Consider the following 25,111-nt stretch of genomic DNA (forward strand, 5'->3'; position numbering starts at 1 on the left):
TTACCGAACGTTTTTATTTGCAGATAAATTTTTAATGTTTAATTATTTTCTGATACATTAGCAATAGCCAATTGAACTGACTAATTGAAAAAGTTGATAGCCATAGCATTACTTGGTTTGCAGATATTTACCATTTGCGGGCATCTGGTGCTTTATCAATATTTTGTTTACCGGTCTGATAAATTATTCAATGACCAGATCAGCAAAAACCTTTACAACGTGCATGACCTGGTACAAATAAAAGTACCCGCACACACTGCGCTAGCACAAAACTGGAGTTCGTTTGAGAAAATAAACGGGCAGATCCAATTTAAAAATACCTGTTACAATTACGTAAAACTTAAATTAACAAAGGACACCATTTACCTGATGTGCGTTCCGAATTACGAAAAGACAAGGTTATTTAACCAAAACATTATTAACGCCAGTCAGATTTCCGATATCCCGGTAACTAAAAAGGATCATGTCCCCTTCGGCAAATCAATTGACCTTGGCAATTATAATTACCCTGTTGTATTGTTCAGGTTTTCGCCGACTGTGGTTACTTTACAAGGCAATAGCATCACAGGCAATTTTGACCACGTTAAAAATTATATAACCATCCCTCACCAGCCTCCAAAAATGTTTTGTTAAACTCCATTAAATTAACATTTTTGATCACTTTTCTCCGTAACAAAAGGATACGGAGCTTATATTTATATATCACATGCTGAACCTTAATATTCAACAAAAAATCCATTATACATTGCGGTTTGCGGTGGCAATGTGCTTTATCGGGCACGGATCATTTGGTATTATTACCAAAGAGATCTGGTGCAACTATTTCGCGGTTTTCGGGGTAGGCAAAACAATGGCTTACCAGCTTATGCCATGGGTGGGCGGTTTCGATATTGTATGCGGCATAATAATGCTGGTTTCTCCTTTACGAATCATCCCGCTGTGGCTTGTTGCCTGGGGCATAGTTACGGCATCATTACGCCCGCTGTCGGGCGAGCCATTTGCAGAACTTATTGAACGCGCCGGAAATTTTGGTGCACCGCTGGCGCTTTTAATTTTTTCGGGCGGTATTAAGTTAAACCTTAAAAATTTATTTACCCCAATTGATCCGGATTTTATGCCTGATGCAAGTACGCTGGCAAAGGGAATAACCTGTTTAAAGGTAGTGGTGTTCCTGCTGCTCGCGGGCCATGGTTGGCTCAACCTGATCGTCAAAAAATCATTGATCGGGCAATACGCGATGCTTGGTTTTAATGATCCGGTAAACACAGCGCACATCATAGGTGCTTTTGAGGTTGCAGCCGCTGTAGCGGTACTGCTAAAACCCATACGCCCGGTACTTTTAGTTTTTTTAATCTGGAAAATGATCAGCGAACTATTTTACCCTCACTATGAAATATTTGAATGGGTAGAACGCGGTGGTAGTTATGGCTGTATATTGGCGCTTTGGCTTTCCCTTGGGGCAAAGTCACGCGTTTGGCAAGCGGCAAGCAATATGCAAGTTGCTTAGCGCGTTCCATTTTTGCATGCGGAACACCCGGAACACTGTGAAACATGCTGATTATCAGCGCATTTGCTTTTTATCACGAGATAAACAACCGTAAGTAACTGATAATAAGCATGTTTAATCAATAATTATATCGAATTCACGTTAATTTAACGAAGTGATGGCTAATGATTATTCGCAAGCGGGTTCATTTACCACGATCTTTTTCTCTATTCGCTTATCGGGAATAAACCAGATACAGGCCACAAGAATATATAATGCGACGCTTATTTTTGATGAAAAAAAAGAAGCAATAATTGCCAGCGCGTAAATAACGGTGGAGATACTCCCCTTCCTGTCCTTACCGATAGCATGTGCCAACAGTGAGTCCCGGCCGTGGTGACGAACCAGCGCCATCATAAAAACTGCATAGGATATAGAGCACATGATGAGCACAATTCCATAACAGGTAACCGGCCATTGTGCAAAATGATTTTCACCCATCCAGGCTGTAACAAAAGGAATTAATGAAAGCCAGAACAACAGCAACATATTCGTCCATAGAATTGCGCCGTTTACCGATTTTGCGGCCTGTAAGGTATGGTGATGGTTGTTCCAGTAAATCCCTACGTAAATAAAGCCTGAGCACATAACTTAAAAATACAGGATACAATGGCAACAACGACTTGATATCCGCACCGTGCGGCACCTTAAGCTCCAAAACCATAATTGTGATAATAATAGCTATAACACCATCGCTAAACGCCTCTAAACGCCCTTTCTCCATAATGCATTCTTAATAGTTTACAAAATATCAAATTCAAATGAATGTTGAGAAGATAATATTAAAACATAGCTATTTTGCGGGCAAAGCAAAACAAACATAGCTATCGCCTGATTTGCTGCCGATCTTTCCACCGCCGCAAGCTATCACAACATATTGCCTGCCGCCTATTGCGTATGTGGCGGGCGTGGCGTACCCTGCAGCGGGCAACTTTGCTTCCCACAGCTGCTTGCCGGTTTGTTTGTCAAACGCCCTGATCTTTTCGTCTTTTGTAGCAGCAATAAAAACAAGGCCGCCTTTGGTTACCAGCGGGCCGCCATATAACTCGGTACCAGTAATCGGGATTCCCTTTTTTGTAAGTTCCGGGTATTCACCCAGGGGGACTTTCCATAAAAGCTTTCCCGAGGTTAGATCAACAGCGTTTAGAGAGCCCCATGGCGGTTTAATGCCAGGATAGCCATCTTTATCTAAAAAGCGATTATAACCATTCATCACATAAGGCGCTATATTTGCCGATTTATCACTTACGGGCTCTTTAGCTATTTGCCGGTTGGCCGGCTCCTTTTCAGGCAGCTTTAACACAAAAGCCAGGAGTGCTTTTTTTTCATCTGCCGGGATCTGTTTAAACGAAGGCATCATGTTTCGCCCGTTTGCAATGATCCCGCTTACCTGCTCTTCATTATACTTTTTATTAATATTAACCAATGAGGGGTACGACGTTCCGTTCCCCTTTAACCCGGCACCATGGCAGGCAATACAATATTTATTATAAATGGCATGCCCCATACCCTGCATAGTATGATCGTTAATGTTCTTTGGTACATCTATCATCACCTGTGCCCAGGGCATTTCGGAATTGCTGATATACATAATTTTAGATTCAGAGTCAACCGCCGCCCCTCCCCATTCGCCGCCTCCGTCAAAGCCAGGAAAAATCCATCCGCCATCTTTAGACGGGGGTGAGAACATGGCATTATATTTCACTTGTTTATATTTGGCAAGCATCAGCGCATGTGTTTCGGGGCTGATGTCGGTTACGTCCTCAACTCCGAAATGCTGGCGGGCAAAAGGCTGGGGTAAGGTTGGGATGGGCTGGGTTGGCCAAACCTCCTCACCCGGTAAGCCATTTTGGGGTACAGGCTTCTCTTCAATCGGGAATATGGGCTTGCCATTAGTCCGGTCGAACATAAAAATAAAGCCGTGCTTTGTAATTTGCGCTACCGCATCAATGGTTTTACCATCATGCTTAATGGTTACCAGGTTAGGATTTGCAGGGAGATCGCGGTCCCAGAGATCGTGATGAACTACCTGGTAATGCCAGATATATTTGCCGGTGGCCGCATCAAGTGCCACCAAAGAATTTGCATACAAATTTGCGCCTTTACGGTTGCCCCCGTAAAAATCGCCGCCTATGGAGCCCAGTGGGATAAATACAATCCCCCTCTTTTCATCAAGCGCCATACCCGACCAGTTATTAGCCCCGCCTAAACTTTTCCAGGCGTTTTTGTCGGGCCAGGTTTCATACCCTTTTTCACCCGGATGCGGGATGGTGTGGAAGATCCAACGAAGTTTACCGGTGAGAGCATCGTAAGCGCGTACATGCCCCGGTGCCGCATCTTCCGATTCTGCAACACGGGTACCTACAATTAAAACATCTTTATAAATAACGCCGGGTGTTGTGCCCGAAACAAAAGAGTTTGTTTCTTTTCCAAGGTCTTTTGTAAGGTCTAAATATCCCCTTTTACCAAAGCTGCTGATTGGCCGTCCGTTTTCAGCATCAATGGCATAAGTTTTTGAGCCAACGCTGTAAAAGATCCTTTTATTATCGCCGTTTTCATCCGCCCAGTAAACTACACCACGTGACACTTTATAATAAGCCAGCGGATCATCCTTTTTTGAAGTATCCTGTTTGGCCGGGTCAAACATCCATTTTTGTACGCCCGAAGCTGCATCTAACGCAAATAGCTTAAGTTTTGGGCTGGTAGCATACAAAATACCGTCAATCACTACCGGGTTGCACTGATTTTGGCTCCGGTTAGCGCTATCCTTATCATTAGAGCTAAACACCCAGGCAATTTTAAGCTGGCCAACGTTGCGCGGGGTTATCTCTGTGTTTGACGAATACCTGTTCCCTTCTTTCGAACCGGCATAAGTGCGCCATTCAGTATTGTCAGCAGCCGGTATCTTTTTTTTACAGGAAGTAATAACGCATATTGCAAATACAAAACAGATTAACGGCGTGGTCTTCATAAAATATGTTAGGCTTATTTGGTGCTACTGCTAAGCTAAACACATTATATTGAAAACAAAAACTGCATCTATTTCGACCGTAATAAATATCCGCCTCATACAATAAGGCCCACTTTAGTCAAATTGTATTTCGTTAAGTTATTATTCTTTTTTTGTTTCCTTATGGCTGTTAAAGTCAAACATCCTGGATATTGTAAATCCTAAACGATATTGCCCTCTGCCATAACTGGATTGGGTACCACTGAGATAATTAATTTCATTAATTGCACGCGCATTGCTAACATTCATGGTAAACACGTGCCCGCCTGTTTCTATTTCGACACCGAAGCCAAGCGGGTCTGAAAACCCATTGATCTTATCTTTTTGGAAAGAGGAGAAAGGATGCGCGTAATCAATTATTAAACCCATGTGCCTGGTAACTTTTATACGGGCGGTTGCTGATAGCGATACGAAATCAAGGTCATTACCGACCACAAAAGGAATCGGGGTATTGTTACGTACATAAGATGGCGCTACCTGAATGGATAATCCGGGAGAAAACTTTCTTGCGAAAATTGCCTGCGCAAAGTATGAAACCCTATCAGAAAAAGCAGTAAAATTGACACCATAAGGCCTAAAACCTGTTTCGCCAATCAGCGTTATGGCCAACGGTGATGAGCCGTTGGCGGTTTGATGCAATAAGGCGTACTTGAGTTCAAGGTCTGCAAGCCCCCCAATTGTGCTGCGGCCGATATCAATGTTCAGGTTGTCAGAAATACCGTATTCAAACCCCAGATAAACATCTGCAACAGCATCCAGCCCAAAATAAGTTTGCCCGCCACCATTTTTTCCGGCAAAGTCGCCAAATCGATGGATTACCAAAAAATTCAGGTTTTTCTTTTTAATGGTTTCGGAGCTTTGTGATAAAATATATCTGGATGACTTGGAAATAACAACCGGGCCGGATTGCCCGTCGCTGTTCATTGCATTAAGCAGCGAATCGGCGGCGGTTGTTTTCTTTGATTCCTCGGCCTTTTGAGCCATTATATTAAAGCTAACCAACAGGAAGCTTAACAGGATTATACCTTTTTTCATGTGTGAAGTTTTTATAGGGTGATTTATTTATTGGCGGTGTAAGTGGCTGAAACATTGATCTTAATGGTTTCGGCAATGTTGTGAAATACAATTCTGGGAATATCAATATGGTGATCAGCACATTTCACCATAAACTCCGATTTCATGCTGATAACCCCACCCTTTATTACAAGTGTGCCCGGGATAGTTCTATGCGCGGTGACGTTGTGCACTGTCAGATCGCCGGTAACATTCACCGGGTAAGTGCCATCCTGGGCGGCATCTATTTTTTCGGCAATTTTACCTTTAAAAGTCGCCCGGGGATATTTGTCACTTTCCATATAGTCAGAATTAAAGTGTTCCTGCATTAGAGACTTTTCAAATTTTAACGAAGCGATAGCCACACTGAAATTTAATTCGCCCGTTGCTGTATTTAAAACGGATACGCCTGTTGAGGTTGAAGCTTTTATATCTTCAATAGGAGCGCTCGAAAAAAGGCTGATAGTGGCATTTTTACAGACATAGAGCTCCTGCCCTGCCTGGAAATTCATCATCCAGGCAAGTAAAATAATACTGATATGTTTCATTTTCTAGGGTTTTGTTAACGAATTTAAGTTCCAGCTAAGCCCTACCGCTACGCCGGTTGTTTGTAATTTAACCTGGCTGTAGCCAACGTTTGACAGCGGAAGTTTAAGGTACGGCTGTACACTTATCCCTACCTTTGAATTAAGCTGCCTTTCATAGGTGGCATTTAAATTGACTACGCCAAAAAAGTATTTCCCAGGGTTAGCCACATTGTAACCTGAAGGGCCTGATGCACCGTAATTATAATTAAACTTGTAGCTTTCGTGCAACATAATGTAAGATGATAAGCCTGTTCCAAGAGAGAATTTATTTTGTTGTTTATGGTAAAGCTGGTAATTAACATTTAACGGAATATCCAGCATCCGGCAATCAGCTGTAACATTTACCGGATTAGCAGGGAATTTATAAGCCGAACCCGTATTATAATTATTGAAATTAGTAAGGTATGGTTTAACGGAGTATAGTGCACCTGTGCTTATGGTAAACTTCTTAGACACTGTTGCGGCAAACATTAAACCTATATTGGTTCCCAATTTACTTTGCTGGAACGAGCCAACTCCATTTATATCAGGCGCAGCTACAACACTTAAAGCATATTGCGGACGAAAACCTCCTTTTTTACTGCTTTTTATTGCAGAAACTCCAGCCGGCGCCACATAGGCCGGCCTTGGAAGATCAATTTGCCTAACCGGTTGCGCTGCGGTAGAAGGAAGGCTAAAAATAGCTGCCGAATTTGTTGCTATTAGTTCATCATTAACGCCTCCGCCGGCTTTATATCTATTGATTTTTTCATTAAAAGCAGTGTCCCCTGACAAACCGCGTGATGGTAAGCCCGGCATTGTTTTATTAGTTTTGACTTTTGTAGCGTAAGCGGCATTAGCCAGCTTTTTTTGCCCTGGTGTAACGCTTTGCTGTACTAACTTATGAGTTGATAAAGTATCAGCTGGCTTTGGCTGTACATTTGCCTGCCTTTGCAACACCCCATCTGTATTTTTCAACCCACGGGCACTGCTTTTACCTGCAGCTGTATCACCTCCTGCCTGTTTGATGGCTGCATGCATTTGATCTTTGTTTGGCTGTGTGTTGGTTTTAGGCCTGAAAGCCCACCAACCTAAAAATAGCAATAGCATGGCCGCTACAGCACCCAGCATAGGTAACAACCAGATAATGCCTTTCCTTTTAGGCTTATCCAGCATTTGTTCAAGGGCATCCCAATCCTCCTCCTCGTACCTGATCTCATCAACCGGGTCTTCCAACTTCTTTTTAAAAAGATCATCTAATCTCTTTTCGTTATCTGTACTCATTCTCAAATACCTTTGTTTATAAACACCCCATTCATGTTAATTGCCTTTATAGCAACTATCGAGGTGTAATCCATGCCTTTATTATAATTAGCATTGTTAACAGGCGTATCCGCCTTAAATATCATTAGCTTCAGCTTTTGCCTGGCCTTATGCAAGTTTGACTTTGACGTTCCTGCATTTATGTTAAGCATTGTTGCAATTTCCTCGTGCGAGTAACCTTCAATAGCAAAAAGGTTAAATACGGTTCTGTAGGCTTGGGGAAGCTTTTGAACCATTGTCAAAAGATCATTATAGTTCAGGTTTTTATCCGCTATATCACCATCGCTGATATGTTCGGCCTGATCCAGATCTTCTGTATATGCCATTTTGAGATTTGCCCGGTAATGATCAATGGAAACATTCATCATTATTTTTCCGAGCCAGGCTTTAAACGGCCTGCTTGTATCAAAACTTTGAATGTGTGTAAAAACCTTGAAAAAACCCTGATTCATTACTTCAGCTGCTTCGTCACGGTTACCTGTATACCGCAAACAGATGCCCATAGAAAAACCGTAGAAAGCTTTGTAAAGCATTTTCTGGCATTTTCTGTCCTGTTTTATACAGCCCCCGATAAGTTGATGTAACTCTTCTTCTCCCATTTGGGTTATATCTTCTTATTATTTGTTAATTCCCGTTACCTAAACATTATCACGTTGATTTTAAAAAAAAGGTTGCCTTGCCTGTATAAAAAAAATAACAAACAAAATAAACAACTCATTATCAATTAATTAAACACAACACCAATACCCACTGTAAAGTCATTAAAACCAGCTATTTGCACTGCAATTTCGAGGCACCAAATTAAATTTCTTTACTAAAGGCAACCATTTGATTTAAATGCGCGATATAATTTACAGATACACTTGCTAAAAGGCATTTAAATTTAACTAAATGGTTCCGGTTTCTGTTGTTATTATTGCTAAAAGTACGGCTGATATAATTGAGGGCTGTATTGAAAATGCCAGGAAGATCACTGATGATGTTATAATTATTTATAATGGCCCTGAGGAAGACACACTACACGCGGCCACGAATAGCGGTTGCCGTGTTTACAAAAAAACGTGGGAAGGCTACGGCGCCAATAAAAACAAAGGGGCAGATGAAGCCAGGTATAACTGGATCTTAAGTATCGATGCTGACGAAGTTCCTGATGATGGGCTGATATCCGCTATTCAAAATTTAAACTTTAAGGATAAAAATGTCGTTTATGATATAAAATTCAGATCGCACTTTGGTGGTAAACTTATTCGTTTTGGAAGCTGGGGAAGGGACCATCATATCCGCCTGTTTAACCGCGAACTGGTAAAATGGTCAGAAACATTGATCCACGAAAAATTAACCTTGCCCAAATATGTACGGAAGAAAAAAATCAAAGGCCATATCCACCACTATTCTGCAAAAGGCGCCGGCGAATTTGACCTTAAATGCAGCTACTATGCAAAACTAAGTGCTGAAAAATATTTCAGGGACGGAAAAAAGGCCGGGATAGTGAAGCTTTACTTCTCGCCTATTTTCGGGTTTCTTAAGAATTATATTTTTTCCCTCGGTTTTCTGGATGGTCGCGCAGGCTGGGTTATTGCTGCAACTATTATGAAAAACACCAGGCGTAAATATCTTTTTTTGAGCCAGATAGAAAACCTTCCGGTAAACCAAACAGAATTGGTTAAAAACGACCTTGTTGTAGAATACAAAACCGCATAGAAAATCATTCCTTTTTGTTTAATACCTCACCATAAAAAAGGATGGTTTTAGCCGCTATCTTCGTGATTTCAAATTGATCTTGAACTTTTTCATTACCCGCTCTTGCCAATCTTTCGCAAACATCCGGATTTTTTAAAAGATATATTATAGCAGATGCAATCTGGTCCACATCATCCGGATTTACAAGCAATCCGTTTATCCGGTCGTCAACTAGTTCAGGGCCCGAACTCCGGTTTGAATTGATAACTGCAGTTCTGCATGCCATTGCTTCCAGTGGCGCCAAAGAAAATGCTTCTGCATAAGATGGAAAAACACTTACTACAGAAGCCGATAAATATTCATACAATTTGCCAGCAGCAACATGCCCCAAAAACGACACCGAACCTTTCGCCTCATTGCTTAGGTAAGAACTTACCTCTTGGCTTGAGCCTTTCCCCAAAATCATCAGCCTGGCGTCGGGCATATTTTTATTGACAATATTCCAGGCTTTGGCCAACTGATAGATCCCTTTTTTTTCAACCAGGGTACCTGTAAATATAACCTGTTGCTCTTTTTTGGGAAGATTACGATAGGGCAAATCTGTTGCAATACCATTGTAAATAACGCTGATTTTATTGGGATAAGAGAAACAGGCAGTCGTTTTTTCAGCGGTATATTTACTTGCGGAGGATATTGCAGCCGCCTGCTCAAAAATGGCTTGTTCCATTTCTTTAACATGCGCCGGCAAGCTTTTACCTGCTTCTTGTGCAAAGTAAGTTAATGAGCCATTTAACTTAATAACTATTGGCACCGGCAGCTTTGGAAACGGGATATAAATGTTGCAAAACCTAATATAGTCATTATAGTCAGGCATTTCAATTATATCGATATGATGGCTGCTGATTAATGCTTCCAGTTTATTTTTATAGGAGAGCAGATTTTTTTTAATATCCCGGTCCATCAATCCGGAATCCTTCAACAGGCGAATTCCAATTCGGGCCAGGAACGACGTTTCATTACCGAATAATTTATAGTCAAAGCCCCTTCTAAACCGGTATACCTTTACACCTTCGTCCTCAAATTCATCTTCGCCGCCATAGCCGGGGCTGTATAAACCAGCTACCGTTACGCTATGCCCCAGTTTTACCATTTGCCGGGCTATTAGGCTTACGTAAGTTCCTATTCCGCCATGTTTACCGGGCGGGTATTCATCGCACAGGTATAATATGTTCATTTTGAGAGTAAGTGCTTAAAATTATAAAGATGCTGTTTGTTAACCAACTTTAACGCAACGCATAAAACAAGGTATAAAACCAATGCAACCGCCAACTGAACCAGGAAATGGAGATGAAGACCGGTTGTAACCAAAGAAACAATTACAGCGGCTCCGGCAAAAACAATTATCGGTCGTAAGGATATGCTTATAATATCTCTGCGAACAAGCCTGAAATATAAGCCACCCTGTAAAACAGTGGTAGCGAAAAATGCGACAGATGCCCCTAACCCACCCCACTTGCTGATGAGGATTAAATTTAAAAGGATATTGGTTATTGCGCAGGTAACGGTGATATACGAAACAGCCTTATATTTTTTTGCGGCAAAACTTAACGACCAAAGCATATTAATGAAGAATTGCAGGGGAATGCAAAGCGATAATATTAAAAACTCCCACGAATTTGACACCCCATATTTGCCATTGGTTAACATGCCGAGCAATGGCACCCACAAAATATTTAATATAAGTGGAATACCAGCAGCAAAAAACATCTCAACGATATAAAACGAGTTGAGATACTGTTGATATTCACTTTCAATTTTAGTATTTAAGGATAACAACCTGGAAAAACGCGGTAAGATCAACGGCGCTAAAATCAGCATAGGGAGCCTGGCCAATTCGTATGCCCGGTATGCAAAACTATAATCAGCCAAAACGCTGCTGCCAGCCATTATCCCCAGCAAGATCCAATCCATCCGCGAAAGGCTGATATCAAAAACAACCGAAACATATTGCGCGGCAGACTCTTTAACTAATTTGGTATAGGCATTAAAATGAAATTTAAAACTAAAATCCGTTTTGGTTAAAAGATAGATCGCCAGACCAGTCAACTCAAACAAAGCCGTACAAATAAGTATAATTAAAACTGTTTTTAAATGTAACTCCCCTTCAATCATTAAAAGCCAGGCCGCCGCTATTTTACAAATATTACTTACCACAGCAATTATACCGTATGGGGTAAATTGTTCCTTTGCATTTAAAAACTGTTTCAATGGTACGCCTAAAAACACCAGCCCCTGCGCTAAAAAGAACCAGGGCAATTGCCTGTAAATTGCCGCATGGCTTTTAACCATGTTATTAAGTAACAACAGGAACAAAAAGGTAATTAAGAAAGCTGTAAGCGAATGCAAAAAAAAAGCTGCTGCCGCCCAGTCTGATCGTTGTGAAGCTGCTATGCGCCGTACCACAACCTGCTCCAGGCCGAAACCGAGCAACGTGGTGATAAAAACAGATGCGGCATTTGTCCAGCTTATTATTCCAAACTCATCTTTTGAAATAAAAATTGAAATAAAATAAAAGAACAAAGCGCCAAGAAGCTGGACTGAAATTGCCTGTAACCCCGACGAGAAAATCTTTACCAAGAGCCTATTCTTAACCAATGCTATCTATTTTAGGTTTAATCAAATTTAGTATAATCTTTTTCCTTGCCGCCTTATATCCATACTGGTTACGTACCATAAGCCATTTTGGCTGCCTTTACCCTAAAATAGTTTTTAAAGGCATAAAGATGAAGATACTGCTGATTGTATTTATTCAATAAAACAGCCTTTTTATGCCTCATCACAGGCAACCCTTTCAATTTTAAAGCAGTAATTACTTTTATAAAGCAGCAGAAAAATTGGCTGTTTTTTACCGGTTGATTAATTGATTACGAATGTTTAACAGTATTGCTGATTTTAATTTTAAAAAGGTGATAAACCAGGTAGATTGGAAATTACTATTGTTTTTGATGCTGTTTTTAGATGTAAAATTAGGCGTAAAAATTTTTGCTATCATCCTGGTTTACCTGCTTAGATTCGATTTTAAGTTCGGCTTTAGCTTTAAAAATTCAAGGTTACCGCTTTTTTACCTGCTGATACTTGCCATACCACTAATTGACCTGGTAATTAACCGGGGATATGGGAATCCAAACTACCTGCTTACTTTTTTTATGGGCATGGGGTTTTGGATACTTAGTTTGCTGGCTATTCACCAGGTTAAACTGGCAGTGGAGGTTAATGACACCGAAATCATCCACCGCACCATCCTCGTGTTTTTTATTGCTAACGCAATTTTCTCATTCGGCAACTTCGCCGCAATTGTATTCGAAACGGGTGCCATTAATCCGTTCAGGTACCAGGGAGATCATCAAAAATATTTTATAGGTACCGGCGACTATATCAAAGGTTTAACTTTTGACACCTCCACCACCAATGCGGCTTTAAATGCCTTTGGGGTTATTTATTTCCTCACGCGAAAAAACACCCCCATGATTTTTGTTTGCATGGTTGTGTTGCTGTTTACCGGCAGCAACTTCATTAATATGGCGTTAATTTTCACACTTGCACTGCTCTTTGTTTTCAGGACCAGCCGCAATCAAAAGAGCCTTATTGTAATATGTGTGATGCTGCTTGTGGTTTTTATGGCGAAGATTTCGCCTCAAAACGACCGTTATATCGGCGAAACATTTAAAGACGCTATCCACCCCCCCAATCCGGCGCTTTCTAAAACTTCTGTACCGATAGTTTGTAGCAACGTTCCTTCCCTCGAAGAAACGCGGCAAAAGTTTGCAAGGCACTACCTGGATAGTATTGGAAATTTAACCACAACAAGGGTTAAATTAAAACCAGCGCTGGCCGCGCTTCCAAAAGCGGGAATGGGCAGGATAATTATTGATACGCCTGATATAAATTTGCTACCCTATCAAAAAGCAACAGATACAACTACTGAGCAACGACGATTGTTAAGCTTTATTGATGAGCACAAAGAAAAATTGCATTTATCTGCCCGGGAGTATAAACCATCTTCGCCTGGTAAAATACTCACCTTTATACAAACCGCCTTATTTCTTAAACAACACCCCGCTAAAATATTCACCGGCGATGGAATCGGTAATTTTTCGTCCAAGCTGGCCTTCAGAACTACCAGTTTCGGAATAGCCGGGGGATACCCTGTAAAACATACTTATATCAGCAACGATTTTTTAACAAATCACCTTGATATCTATCTGTACTTTTTTAGTAAAACCGCCGGACTACGCTCACTAACGAACAGCCCCTATTCAGTTTATGACCAATTAATAGCCGAATACGGTTTATTGGGCCTGCTGTTATTTACTTTTTATTATGCCGGTTTTTTTGCCAAATACTATAAAACGCTCACTTATGGGCTGCCATTGCTGCTGATCTTATTGATGCTGTTTTTTACCGACTATTGGTTTGAGCAACTGTCTGTAATTGTATTTTTTGAACTCCTGCTGTTACTCAATATCAAAGAAACCACTAACAAATCGCAATTAAATTATGGATCTGCCTAATCCGAAGGTTACCGTTTTAATGCCTGCATTTAATGCCGGAAAATATATCCGCGAAGCTATCAAGTCGGTTTTGGAGCAGTCCTTCACAGATTTTGAGTTTTTAATAATTAATGATGGATCTACAGACGACACCGAAAAAATAGTCCGCTCGTTCAATGATCCCCGGATTATATTGATCAGCCAGGAAAACCTGGGCGTTTCATCTGCCTTAAATACAGGACTCGCTCATGCCCGGGCCAACTACATTGCCAGGTTTGACGCCGACGACGTTTGCCTGCCCAATCGCCTCAAAATCCAGTATGATTTTATCACTTCCTTCCCTGAGTACACGATTATCGGTTCAGCGGTTGACTATATCGATGCCGATGGCCATTACATTTTCACCCACCATCCCGAAGGACACTTAAATGAAGAGATCCAACAATTAAAATACACGATATGTCCATTTATCCACTCCAGTGTATTTTACAAGAAAGATGCTGTTGTTAAAAATGGTGGTTATAACGAACACGCCTATACCTACGAGGACCATTTTTTATGGGTAAACATCTTAAAAAATGAAAAGGCCTGCAATTTATCGCAGGCCCTTATAAAGGTACGCTTAAACCCTGAATCGATCACGATTGATGAAAAATGGCGAACTCGTAAATTCCGGTCAATTAAGTATTCAACATTAAAAAACAAGATGATTACTGAGGCCGAAGGAAATGAACTTTACCAGATCGGCGGGAAGCAATACTCTGCTAAAATCAAACATGGAGCCTACTATGCGCTGTGCGGCAAAAAATTTCTGCTCAATAATTACCAGCCTGAAAAAGCGAGGCTAAATATTGTAAGAGCCATCAGTCTACATCCGCTCCGTCTGGATAACTATTTGATTTACACCGTAAGCTATTTCCCCGAAAGATTTATAACCTGGTTGCATAATATTAGCCAGGGCAAATTTTAATTGCATAACAATGAAAGTAGCCTTTATAGCAAGATCTACATTATATACCGTGCCCGGTGGCGATACTGTGCAGGTGATACAAACCGCGCGCCAATTGACGGGCCTTGGCGTTACGGTTGATATCCTGCTATCAAAGGAGATAATTCCTTATGAGGAATATGATCTTTTGCATTTTTTCAACCTGATAAGGCCGGCAGATATCCTGCACCACAGCAAAATGGCCAAAAAACCATTCGTAATCTCTACCATATTGTGTACTTACGGCGATTACTATAAACACAACCGCAAAGGTTTGGGAGCATTATTTACCCTTTTGCCGGCTGATAGCGTCGAGTACCTTAAAACCGTTGCACGCTGGCTGTTGGGGAAAGATCATTTATCCAGCATTGATTACCTGTGGAAAGGTCAGCGAAAAAGTATTATAGAAATACTAAAGCGGGCCGATATGGTGCTTCCAAATTCAGAATCAGAGTATAAACGCGTCCGGCAAAGCTATCCCTGCAAGGTTAACTATACCATTATCCCCAACGGCATTAACCCGGAAAAATTCCCGTTTAACCCGCACCTGCAAAAAGACAACAACCTGGTAATCTGCGTGGCAAGGATTGAAGGCCGCAAAAACCAGCTTAATTTAATTAAGGCTTTAAATAACAGCCGCTTTAAGTTGGTAGTAATTGGCGCACCAGCGCCCAATCAACAGGAATACTACCAGCAGTGCCGAACCGCAGCGGCGGACAACATCATATTTCTTGATCGCATTCCGCAGCCGGTTTTATTGAGCTATTACCAGCTGGCTAAAGTCCACATTTTACCAAGCTGGTTTGAAACTACAGGTTTAAGTTCTATTGAGGCAACCGTTATGCGGTGTAACATAGTAATAACTGATAAAGGCGACACCCGGGACTATTTTGGTAACGACGCAGTTTACTGCGATCCATCAAGCCCGGAAAGTTTACTGGCGGCGGTGGAAGAAGCAAGTGTGGCACCTTTTAATAACGATTTACTGGAAAGAATACTAAATAACTACACTTGGAAACAGGCAGCAGTCCAAACATTAAAGGCATATCAATTAGCAGCTATAGCATGAAACTTAGAATAGCAATATTAGGTACACGGGGCGTTCCAAATTACTATGGAGGCTTTGAGCATATCTCAGAATATGTTTCAGAGGGATTGGTTAAACGGGGACATGCTGTTACCGTTTACAATTCCCATAACCATCCGTACAAAGAAGCCAGTTGGAACGGGGTTCAAATAAGGCATTGCTTTGATCCCGAGTATTTGATTGGCACGGCAGGGCAATTTGTTTACGACTTAAATTGTTTGCTGGATGCCCGAAAAAGGAATTTTGACGCCATTTTAATAATGGGTTATACCAGCAGTTCTGTTTGGGGCAAATTATATCCTCCAAAAAGCACCATTATTACCAATATGGACGGGCTGGAATGGAAAAGATCCAAGTACTCGCCACAAGTTCAAAAATTTTTAAAGTATGCCGAAAAATTAGCAGTAAAGTACAGCCAGTTCTACATCTCCGATTCAATGGTGATTAAAACATACCTTAACGAAAAATACAACATCAATAGCAAATATATTCCTTACGGGGCCGACCTGTTTTCGGAAGCGGAGCGTGAACAAGTGCATACCAGGGAAGCCCTGAAGGAAGATTACTTTTTATTGATGGCCCGTATGGAGCCTGAAAATAATATTGAAACCATATTGGAAGGCTTTAATAACAGCAGTTCTCACAGAAAATTCAAAGTATTAGGCGACACCGGAAACAGGTTTGGAAAATTCATTACCCACAAGTTTAAAAACGATGAGCGTATTGAATTCAAGGGGTCCATCTTTGATACCGGTAAAGTGCGGGCCCTTCAAAACAACTCCTATCTTTATTTTCATGGTCACAGTGTTGGGGGCACCAACCCCTCCCTGTTAGAGGCGATGGCAAGCGAGGCGCTAATTGCCGCCCACAACAATCCCTTTAATAAATCAGTACTAAATGCGGATGCATTTTACTTCTCGAATGCCAAAGAAGTAAGGAATATTGTTGAAACCGTACAAAGAACAGCGCCTGAAAGGGCGATGGTGAGCAATAACCTGCATAAAATCAAATTCCAGTTTAACTGGGAGAAGATCATCGACCAATACGAACAATTTATTATTGAGTGTCATAATAATTCAAACTATGAACGAATTATTCAGGATTGATGATACACTCACTAATAAAATAAGCTATTATCACCTGCTGTTGTTAATGGCCTCGCTGCCGTTTGACATGTTTTACAGCCACCTTATTTTAATAAGTTTTAGCATTCACAGTTTAATCCACCTCAATAAAAATTCCATCAGGTCAATATTCACCTTAAAGACACTGGTATTGCAATCAGTGTTCTTTTTAACGCTAATCTGTATTACTTATACCGTCGACACCAAGCCTGCATTTACCGAACTGGGACGGCGTGTAATCATATTTATTGTTCCCATACTATTTTGCATTAATCCGCTCGACCTGAAAAAATACAGACCCAACTTAATGTTATTTTTTTCGCTGGTTTGTACCGCAGTTATTTTATACCTCTATGTCAATGCGTTAATCACCATCAGGTACTATAAGTTACCTGTTTCTATGCTGTTTTCAAGTTTTTTTGCCAATCACAATTTTTCGGAACCGATAAATATGCATGCTACCTTTTTCTCCATGCAGGTTGCCTTATCATTGGTATTCCTGCTGTCATTATTGATAAAGGAAAAAGCACTTCGCAATAAGTTAGTCTATTTGTGTTGCTGCCTTCTGCTCACAGGCGGAATTATCCAGCTCAGTTCAAAGTCGGTATGCGTTGCACTGCTTATTGTTATTAATATCATTGTTCCATTCACTTTATTAAAAGGAATAAAACGTCGTCGATTTGTGTTAGCGGCTGCGTTGCTTTCACTTTTGGCATTTACGGGCATATTATTGTCAAATACGTTCAGGGAACGCTACATTACTGAGCTAGCCACTGATCTATCCCCTGCAAAGCCGAATGACGTTTTAGATTCACGGTTAGCCAGATGGAAGGTCATCGTTAAACTGATAGAAAGCAGCCCCCTACAGGGTCATGGAACAGGTTCTGAACTACCCCTTTTACACGAAAAGTTTTTCAACAGCAAACTATATAATTCATTCCTTAACAACCTTAACGCCCATAATCAGTATTTAAGTTTCCTGATCAAATCGGGCATCATAGGCTTAATTATTTACATTGCTGTACTGGCATTCGGACTCAAACTTTCGTTTCAGAACAGAGACCTCCTCTTTATCACTTTTCTATTGATTATTACAACGGTTTCCTTTTCAGAAAACTTACTCGACGTTGATAAAGGGATCTTTTACTACGCATTTTTTTACGCCTTTTTTATTTTCTCTACCCAGGTACCGAAGCTAAATTCAAAGTCATTAAAATCGCTATAAATATTTGCCAACGCTGGCAACCAACACGTTAATTAACCCGTCATTATTATAAAGCTTTTCTTTTAATATAACCTGCAAATGCAACATCATCCCTACACATCAATTAACAAGAGCTTGTTTGTGATTAAAGAAAATATATTAGAGACCCTCGCTTATTTTGACCTGTTTGACTATCCTTTGTCACGCGCGGAAATCTTCCTGTTCCTGAAAAACAAGTACGACTTTAACGTTTTTGAAGAAGCTTTAAAATCCCTGCTGAATTGCGAAATAATATACCGGTTTGATAAATTTTACACACTAAAAAACGAACATAACCTGGTTATTCGCAGAAATGGGGGAAACAAAAAAGCAGCCGAATTAATCAAGACAGCCGAAAAAGTTGGAAACTTCCTGATTCGTTTTCCTTTTGTACGCGGCATAGCTATTTCGGGGTCTTTGTCAAAGAATTTTGCAGATGACCATTCCGACATTGACCTTTTTATAATTACAGCCGAAAACAAACTTTGGATAGCGCGTACCTTAATGCACTGCTTTAAAAAGCTTACTTTTTTGGCAAACAAAGAGCACCTGTTTTGCATGAATTATTACATAGATGAGCATAACCTGGAAATTGCAGAAAAAAATATTTATACCGCAATAGAAATCGCCACCTTAATACCATTGCAGGGCGATTTGATATTTGAAAAATTTTACGCAAAAAACGCGTGGACAAGAGATTACCTGCCTAACAAAACCATGAGGATTGCTTCTGCAAAACCGGTAAAATACGTTTATTTGAAACGTCTTTTGGAAGCCTTATTTAACAACGCAGCAGGTTGCAGGCTTGACGATATGCTAATGAAAATCACCAGTGGCAGGTGGCAAAAAAAGACGCAGCAAAAAAAACTAAACAGCCATGGTATTATTATGGGAATGGATACCGGTAAGCATTTTGCAAAACCTGACCCCGAAAACTTCCAAAATAAATTATTGGGGAGATACCAATGTAGGGTGGATAAGGTTTTACAAACCTATGAAAATACTGTTGCACATTTAAGGTAATTATCTTTACAAATTGCCATCTTAACGCAGGACATTGAGCGCGATATTTATTTGGGGGAGTATAACAGGTTTATCTTTTCTTTAAGGAGATGATATAGTAGTCGCCTATGAATTTCCATGGCCATGAGCCTTTCAGCTTATCTTCCTTTGTTTTCAAGAACCGGTAAACGGACGGATGCTTTTCAGCAAACCCCTCCATATATGATGGCGGCACAATGGTACATAGTCCTTCAATCCCCAAAAGGCTGAACTGATCTCTTAACTGATTTATAACAAAAGATGGGTTATAATACCAGCATTTAAAACAAACGTCTTCAATGTGTGCGCTGCTGCCATCGTTACTAAAAAACCGCCGGAAAGCGGTACGAAACTTACCTTTAAATACCATTAGTGTTTCCCACAGGCAGAATTTGGGCAGGATAACCAGTGTTAACGTCCCGCCAGGTTTCAGCAGGCCGTTAAACGACGATAACACTATATCCAGCTGATCCGTACAATTTAATCCCGCAAAATTAGAGAAAACATGATCAAACGGGCCCTTATTTTTCAACTGATCCAGTTGCGTATAAGAACATATTTCTGCGCTTATGCGCTCCTGCAGGCCGGCCAACGCCACTTTCCTTTTCAGCTCGTTTTGCATGCCTGCGGAGATATCTGTAGCATGAACGTGATAACCGTTTCCAGCAAAAAATAATGCATCCTCGCCTGTACCGCTGTTTAGTTCAAGTATAGTGCCTCCAGGTTTTAAAAACTTTAAAACATGGCTCCTAACGCGCTCCCGTTTATATTTAATAATGGTGTTACCGGAATAGAGCTCATCAAAAACCGGCGATTGGGCAGTAAAAGCCAATGACGCCTGTTGTTCCATAATAGCTCCCCCTTTATTGTCCATCAGGCCTCCTCCAACTTTTTAAGTTTTATCCCTTCAATTAAAGTTGCAGGCGCATGATACAGCATTGAAACAGCTTTCCTTATGCTTTTGATATCAACGCTAAATGGATTGTTCAGCAGGTTTACAAGGCTATTCTTTGCCAGATGCTTGTGATAGTTCTGATGTACGTATTTATGAAGCTGTTTATAGTACGACGGCGGGAATGTGTTACTGAACATCAGCGCCATTTCGTCGGAATCCGTCCAGTTGGTCTTTTTCTTCAGATCAGCCTTTACTTTTTCATAAAACGATGTTCCGGGTAAAGGATAAGAAACAGAAATCCCTATTTCAAAAGGCAAAAGTTCATTAATCATGTTAATTGTAAGCCGAATATCTTCTTTAAGTTCACCAGGATAGCCAAACTGAATAAAGAACGAAGGCTTAATACCGTTCTCTTTCATCAATTGAGTAGCCTCCCGAATCTGCGCTATCATAATTCCCTTATCCATAGCATCAAGGACCTTCTGCGAGCCGCTTTCTGCACCGATCCAAACATTCTCACATCCGGATGCAGCCAGCGCCTGCACTGTCGCTTCATCCGCCAGCAGGTCTGCACGCGACTGAATTTTGAATCTAATTTTTATATTCTCCTGTTGCAGCAGTACAGCAAGTTGCTGTACCCAACCGGGTTTAAGTCCAAAAATATCATCACAAAACCAAATGTGATCCATTTGGAAGTTAGCTTTTAACATCTTGATTTCAGCTAACACATTTTCCGGGCTCCTTGAGTTGTAACGATTGCCGTAAATTGGCTTGGCGCACCAGTTGCACTTAAAAGGACAGCCACGGGTAGTGCTCATATTTAATGAAAAATACCCCGCATGTTTCAGCCACATTTCCCGGTAGGCATTTATGTCCACCAGATCCCATGCGGGTAAGGGTAATTGGTCCAATTCCTTTAATACAGGCCTGCCTGGTGTTTTAACAATATTACCATCTTTAATAAAGGCCAATCCTCTTATCGAATTAAAATCGTTTAAACCGGCTGAAAGATGATCCGTAAGCTCCAGCAAAGTATGCTCAGCCTCTCCTATTATTACAAAATCAGCACCTTCATTTAAATATTGCTCATAGCGGTCGGTTGAGTCAGAACTCGAAACAATTATAGTGCAACCTTCGGCTTTGGCAATTTTACACATGCTAAATGCCGCCTCGCGCATATTGGTAAGGCACATTTTTGTGAGGTAGTTAAAGCCATCATCGTACAAAACAAAAAAGTCCCGTTTGCTTTTTCTCAACTCGTTTTTCACTGAATCAGGATGGCTGCAAAACATGGTATCGAAAAGGGATACGTCATAACTGTTATTACGCATTAAAGCAGCAGCATATATTGTTCCCAAAGGCGGGTAAGGTTGCCCTAAAGCCCATTGCTTAGGATCAAAACGTAAAAAGTAAGAGTGTGAAAATAAGATGCGTTTCATACTTTTTTAATTATGCGAGTTTTGCAAACGGCGAAAGATTTAACGAGCATACACATTTAACACAGGCAGCATTTTTACTCATGTCCAGTGTTCTTCTAAAATTAACCGCCGTTTCACTATTTAAAATTACATCTAGCGATGAATCTCTGATATTGCCGATCACCTCATGAAAAAAACAAGGCCGTACATTTCCGTCAGCTTCAATCACCGTTGATACCCAGGGCGCATTACATTTTTTAAACGGGAAAGGGTTTAAGCCGTAAAAAGCTGCATAGTAGCGATGAATATCCATGATTTTTTCTTTTGATTCGGCAATAAAACCTGTAGTGAAATTATCGTCCTTGTTGATTATACGCATTATTACCTCCTTTAATTGGGATAATTCATTCGCTGATACCAGGATCTCGTGTTGCTTCGGCTCCTCCCATGCCATCTGCCTGTTAAAGGCATGACTGCTTACATCAGCCGGCAAAAAACTAACCTGGTTAATTCCCATCGCCCTTGCTTCATTAATTATTGCTTCCCAATTCCTGAAATTGAGGCGATGAATGACGGTGCGGGCAGTAATCCGGTAACCGGGGTTTATAGCTTTAATATATTGAACCCCCTCTTTAAGTTTATAAAATGCATTTGGAATATTTCTGATAGCATCATGTAGCAACTCATCGCCATCCAGCGAAACAATCAGGTCATCCACCCATCTCAATAACTCATCAGCATTTTTTTTTATGGTAAGGCCGGTAGTAAGCAAAGTGACTTTAATTTTCTGCGTTTTAAGTATCCCGCACAGCCTGAAAAAGTTGGCGTTTAATAAAGCTTCTCCACCGGACATTAGCACCTGCTGTGTTCCGAATTTTTTTAGTGCGTTAAGTAACCCTGCGATATCGGCTTCACAGAGTTGCTTCAGGTTTTTGTTGTCTTTCCAAATATCGCACATAACACAACGGCAATTACAGGCGCTGTGGGGCATTAAAATAACAACCGGCAGCGCCGATATCACACTTGTTTTTAAAGTGCGATACCTGTTATAAGTTTCATATAGTGACTGCCGGCTCATATCTCAGTGTTTGATTAAAATCCAGTAAAAGGGATTTTTATTAATTATCCTGTTAACAAGGCTTGCCGGATTAAACAGGATCTTATAATTGAATGGTTGTAACGCCGTAATTGAGTGCTGGAAATAGTGGGCTGCCATTTCCGGGTAACCAAGCTCTGCATAATATGCCGCTGTACGTTTTGCAGCATTTACCATCTCAGTTGGCTTATAAAAGTTACTGTCTATTATATGAATCTCGCCGCCGTTTTTTAAGCATGATAGTGCATCGCCAATAGCGTTTTTGAAAGAAGGAAAATACTGTATGGCAGCTGCAAACAAAATGATATCAAATTTCCGCCCTTTAAAAAATTGCGGCTCAAAGTTGCTACGGATAAATTGGAGCCGCTCATTTGTAAAAACTCTTTTTGCCTGCATAATCTCCGGCTCGTTAGCATCTAACCCAATCACTGTCGAATTACTGACTGATGCCAGCTTTGATGAAAGCCAGCCGTTTCCACATCCTATCTCCAAAATATCCAATGGCCTGTTTTTTATTTTCAGATAATTGACCAGTTTCTGGGATGATCGTTTCCTGATCTGCCATTCGTTAAAATGCATATGTCCTGGCTCAATATCGGGCAAAAACATAACCTGTCCATCTGATAATACACGGCCTTCCTTGTACCTTACATCAATATACAGCTCGCCAAAATTATCACCTGGAGCTTTCTTATCGTTCTTTTGTGTATTATATTCAACCACGGTTAATGTGTATTTTAAAATCCCTGCGTTTCCGGCTGACGGTACCTCCAAACTTTTTGCAGCAGCTTTATTTCGTACGGATATTTATAAAGATTAATCCTGTAGCGCAAGGCTGCTATCAATTGGATAGCCTTTCGTTTCATCAGGTTAAGCCGGATGTCAGTAACTGTTGGATAAACCCCGTTCAGCACCGTCTCAAAATTTCTTATTTTATCAATCATATCGGGGGTAAGCCATGGCGTTAGCGGATTTTTCCGCAAGTCAAAACTTTCCCAGGCCGGGCTTATCCAGTCTTCAAGTGTTTGCGGAAACCTGAAACCACTCGCCAGCACTTGTTTATACATCTCAGAACCCTCCGTAGGCACAGGGCTGTAGGTGTAAATAATGATCTCGGTTTTAGGGTTCACCTGTTTTACTTTCTTAATAAAATCAATCTCAAAATCAATCTGGGCCTGTACTTTTTCAGGCGTTGGGGCTGGGGTACCCAACACAAATGAATATTCCGGAATGATATCAAATTTTTTGAGGCGCCCGGCAAATTCAATGATCTGGTTGCCCGTTTGCGTTCCGCCTTTATCCATTTGTGCCAGCACTTCATTATTCCCACTTTCGGCACCAAAGAAGATGATCTTGCAGCCAGACTCGCGGATAGCAGCCAGGGAGGAATCTTTAAACTTGCTCATGGTATCAATCCTGGCCATTCCCCACCAGGTCATGTTTTCATCCTTCATCAGCCTTGAAAACTCCACAGCCCGTTTTTCTGACACAAAAAAGTTGTTATCGTGAAATTCAATAGCATCAGCACCCCATTTGTCCTTTATGTATTTAACATCTTTATAAACTGCCTGAGCAGATTTTCCTTTCCACCGGGCTTCATAAATTGGCACCACCGCACAAAACGAACAAGTAAACGGACAACCGATACTGGAATGATAAGCAAGTGTTTTTTCACCTAAATAAGTCTTTCCCAAAAATTTGGTAACCGGATAAAAGGTATCCAGCTTATCATAAGGCAAGGGCGGTAAGGAATCCTGGTCTATAAGGTCTTCCTTAGCTGTTTTAGAGATACTGCCATCAGGCGCTTTGTAGATCAGGTTTTTTATAAACTCAAAAGGCTGATCATGCTCCAGGGCATTAATTAGATTAGGAAAAGCATGGTCGCCCGGACCATTGATAATAAAATCGACATAACCGGAGTAAAGCACCGCGTTGGGCTGGTTGGAAGGAAAATACCCCCCCCAGATCATGGTGGTATGCGGAAACCTTTCTTTTACCGCTTTGGCTGCAACAATTGCCTGCCGCAACTGCGGGCCGGGCATTACTGTAAACCCTAAGTATTTGAATTCGCCGGTGTTTAAATAAGATTCTATTTTTTTTAAAGGATCGGCTTCACAATTACCATCAACTATTACCCAATCATATTTTCCCTCAACCGAAGCCGCAATATTTAAAATGGAGTTTGGGATGCGGTATTTGTTGATTGCGCTTTTAGGGTTAAACAATAATATTTTATTCATCTTAAACTTTTCACAATTTATAGCAAGGGGCTTTCTCCGTAATACCGGCGGCTTTTATCCCGCCGGTATTGCCCTTACGGAGAAATCATTCACACAAAATCAATTTAACCCCAATTAACAATTACTCAATAGTAGTTACGCCGCGTTAAAACGCCGGGTTGCCTGGTTTATCAAATAAATAGTCGGGCAACCATCATAAACAATTGCACGTATTCTTTATACCAAAACAATTGCGGGCACAGTTTAAATCA

Annotated in this window: 22 protein-coding genes and 1 pseudogene; 9 read left to right on the plus strand and 14 right to left on the minus strand. The window is 40.9% G+C overall.

Going from position 1 to position 25,111, the window contains the following annotated elements; all coding sequences use genetic code 11:
- Positions 1-84 precede the first annotated feature (84 nt).
- Together MuYL_RS15290 and MuYL_RS15295 are read left to right on the plus strand one after the other, a co-directional pair.
- Positions 85-633: a hypothetical protein gene (locus MuYL_RS15290; protein ID WP_094571397.1), complete on the plus strand. Its 549-nt coding sequence runs from the start codon at positions 85-87 to the stop codon at positions 631-633.
- A gap of 73 nt (positions 634-706) precedes the next feature.
- Positions 707-1,507, plus strand: coding sequence for a hypothetical protein (locus MuYL_RS15295; RefSeq protein ID WP_094571398.1), 801 nt, complete (start codon positions 707-709; stop codon positions 1,505-1,507).
- Positions 1,508-1,675: 168 nt separating this feature from the next.
- Here the strand turns inward: MuYL_RS15295 and MuYL_RS15300 are convergent, their stop codons facing one another.
- The 7 genes and pseudogenes from MuYL_RS15300 to MuYL_RS15325 all read right to left on the minus strand — a co-directional run bounded on the left by MuYL_RS15300 (position 1,676) and on the right by MuYL_RS15325 (position 8,097).
- Positions 1,676-2,134, minus strand: coding sequence for a TMEM175 family protein (locus MuYL_RS15300; protein ID WP_262493694.1), 459 nt, complete (start codon positions 2,132-2,134; stop codon positions 1,676-1,678).
- Between the two features lie 52 nt (positions 2,135-2,186).
- Positions 2,187-2,270 (minus strand): annotated as a pseudogene (locus MuYL_RS23810) (TMEM175 family protein); the annotation flags it as partial.
- 69 nt (positions 2,271-2,339) lie between these two features.
- On the minus strand, positions 2,340-4,517 hold the full coding sequence (locus MuYL_RS15305) for an outer membrane protein assembly factor BamB family protein (protein ID WP_094571399.1): 2,178 nt from the start codon (positions 4,515-4,517) through the stop codon (positions 2,340-2,342).
- A 141-nt stretch (positions 4,518-4,658) separates the two neighbouring features.
- The gene (locus tag MuYL_RS15310; protein ID WP_094571400.1) at positions 4,659-5,591 is read right to left on the minus strand and encodes a DUF5777 family beta-barrel protein; all 933 of its coding nucleotides are present in this window, start codon (positions 5,589-5,591) and stop codon (positions 4,659-4,661) included.
- 23 nt (positions 5,592-5,614) lie between these two features.
- Positions 5,615-6,157 carry a YceI family protein gene (locus tag MuYL_RS15315; RefSeq protein ID WP_094571401.1) on the minus strand — a complete coding sequence of 181 codons (543 nt, stop codon included), beginning with the start codon at positions 6,155-6,157 and terminating at the stop codon, positions 5,615-5,617.
- Positions 6,158-6,160: 3 nt separating this feature from the next.
- Positions 6,161-7,459, minus strand: a complete 1,299-nt coding sequence (locus MuYL_RS15320; RefSeq protein ID WP_094571402.1) for a hypothetical protein — start codon at positions 7,457-7,459, stop codon at positions 6,161-6,163.
- 2 nt (positions 7,460-7,461) lie between these two features.
- Positions 7,462-8,097: an RNA polymerase sigma factor gene (locus MuYL_RS15325; protein WP_094571403.1), complete on the minus strand. Its 636-nt coding sequence runs from the start codon at positions 8,095-8,097 to the stop codon at positions 7,462-7,464.
- 292 nt (positions 8,098-8,389) lie between these two features.
- On the opposite strand from MuYL_RS15325, the gene MuYL_RS15330 reads away from it, so the two are divergent.
- Complete coding sequence (locus MuYL_RS15330; RefSeq protein ID WP_094571404.1) at positions 8,390-9,199, plus strand: glycosyltransferase family 2 protein; 810 nt, start codon at positions 8,390-8,392, stop codon at positions 9,197-9,199.
- 4 nt (positions 9,200-9,203) lie between these two features.
- Here the strand turns inward: MuYL_RS15330 and MuYL_RS15335 are convergent, their stop codons facing one another.
- A complete protein-coding gene (locus MuYL_RS15335) occupies positions 9,204-10,412 on the minus strand; it encodes a glycosyltransferase family 4 protein (RefSeq protein WP_094571405.1) in 1,209 nt (402 codons plus the stop codon).
- On the minus strand, positions 10,409-11,815 hold the full coding sequence (locus MuYL_RS15340; protein WP_157740872.1) for an oligosaccharide flippase family protein: 1,407 nt from the start codon (positions 11,813-11,815) through the stop codon (positions 10,409-10,411). The genes MuYL_RS15335 and MuYL_RS15340 overlap by 4 nt, the downstream gene beginning before the upstream one ends.
- Positions 11,816-12,108: 293 nt before the next feature.
- Here MuYL_RS15340 and MuYL_RS15345 point away from each other — a divergent pair, with 293 nt between their 5' ends.
- From MuYL_RS15345 to MuYL_RS15370, 6 genes are all read left to right on the plus strand, one after another.
- Positions 12,109-13,749, plus strand: a complete 1,641-nt coding sequence (locus MuYL_RS15345; RefSeq protein WP_094571407.1) for a hypothetical protein — start codon at positions 12,109-12,111, stop codon at positions 13,747-13,749.
- Positions 13,736-14,698 carry a glycosyltransferase gene (locus MuYL_RS15350; RefSeq protein WP_094571408.1) on the plus strand — a complete coding sequence of 321 codons (963 nt, stop codon included), beginning with the start codon at positions 13,736-13,738 and terminating at the stop codon, positions 14,696-14,698. The genes MuYL_RS15345 and MuYL_RS15350 overlap by 14 nt, the downstream gene beginning before the upstream one ends.
- A gap of 10 nt (positions 14,699-14,708) precedes the next feature.
- Positions 14,709-15,785, plus strand: coding sequence for a glycosyltransferase family 4 protein (locus MuYL_RS15355; protein ID WP_094571409.1), 1,077 nt, complete (start codon positions 14,709-14,711; stop codon positions 15,783-15,785).
- On the plus strand, positions 15,782-16,909 hold the full coding sequence (locus MuYL_RS15360) for a DUF1972 domain-containing protein (protein ID WP_094571410.1): 1,128 nt from the start codon (positions 15,782-15,784) through the stop codon (positions 16,907-16,909). The genes MuYL_RS15355 and MuYL_RS15360 overlap by 4 nt, the downstream gene beginning before the upstream one ends.
- Positions 16,887-18,152 (plus strand): O-antigen ligase family protein, encoded by a 1,266-nt coding sequence (locus MuYL_RS15365; protein WP_094571411.1) that lies wholly within the window; start codon positions 16,887-16,889, stop codon positions 18,150-18,152. Before MuYL_RS15360 ends, MuYL_RS15365 begins: the two co-directional genes overlap by 23 nt.
- A gap of 78 nt (positions 18,153-18,230) precedes the next feature.
- Positions 18,231-19,193: a hypothetical protein gene (locus MuYL_RS15370; protein ID WP_094571412.1), complete on the plus strand. Its 963-nt coding sequence runs from the start codon at positions 18,231-18,233 to the stop codon at positions 19,191-19,193.
- Positions 19,194-19,263: 70 nt separating this feature from the next.
- Here the strand turns inward: MuYL_RS15370 and MuYL_RS15375 are convergent, their stop codons facing one another.
- The 5 genes from MuYL_RS15375 to MuYL_RS15395 are packed head-to-tail and all read right to left on the minus strand — an operon-like array spanning position 19,264 to position 24,860.
- Positions 19,264-20,085: an SAM-dependent methyltransferase gene (locus tag MuYL_RS15375; RefSeq protein ID WP_094571413.1), complete on the minus strand. Its 822-nt coding sequence runs from the start codon at positions 20,083-20,085 to the stop codon at positions 19,264-19,266.
- Entirely contained in the window at positions 20,085-21,545 is a 1,461-nt protein-coding gene (locus MuYL_RS15380; RefSeq protein ID WP_094571414.1) for a B12-binding domain-containing radical SAM protein, read from the minus strand. The genes MuYL_RS15375 and MuYL_RS15380 overlap by 1 nt, the downstream gene beginning before the upstream one ends.
- A 10-nt stretch (positions 21,546-21,555) precedes the next feature.
- Positions 21,556-22,602, minus strand: a complete 1,047-nt coding sequence (locus MuYL_RS15385) for a radical SAM protein (RefSeq protein ID WP_094571415.1) — start codon at positions 22,600-22,602, stop codon at positions 21,556-21,558.
- 3 nt (positions 22,603-22,605) lie between these two features.
- Positions 22,606-23,394, minus strand: coding sequence for a class I SAM-dependent methyltransferase (locus tag MuYL_RS15390; RefSeq protein WP_094571416.1), 789 nt, complete (start codon positions 23,392-23,394; stop codon positions 22,606-22,608).
- Complete coding sequence (locus MuYL_RS15395; RefSeq protein WP_094571417.1) at positions 23,358-24,860, minus strand: B12-binding domain-containing radical SAM protein; 1,503 nt, start codon at positions 24,858-24,860, stop codon at positions 23,358-23,360. Before MuYL_RS15395 ends, MuYL_RS15390 begins: the two co-directional genes overlap by 37 nt.
- Positions 24,861-25,111: the final 251 nt, after the last annotated feature.

It is taken from the genome of Mucilaginibacter xinganensis (genome assembly GCF_002257585.1).
Lineage (GTDB): Bacteria > Bacteroidota > Bacteroidia > Sphingobacteriales > Sphingobacteriaceae > Mucilaginibacter > Mucilaginibacter xinganensis.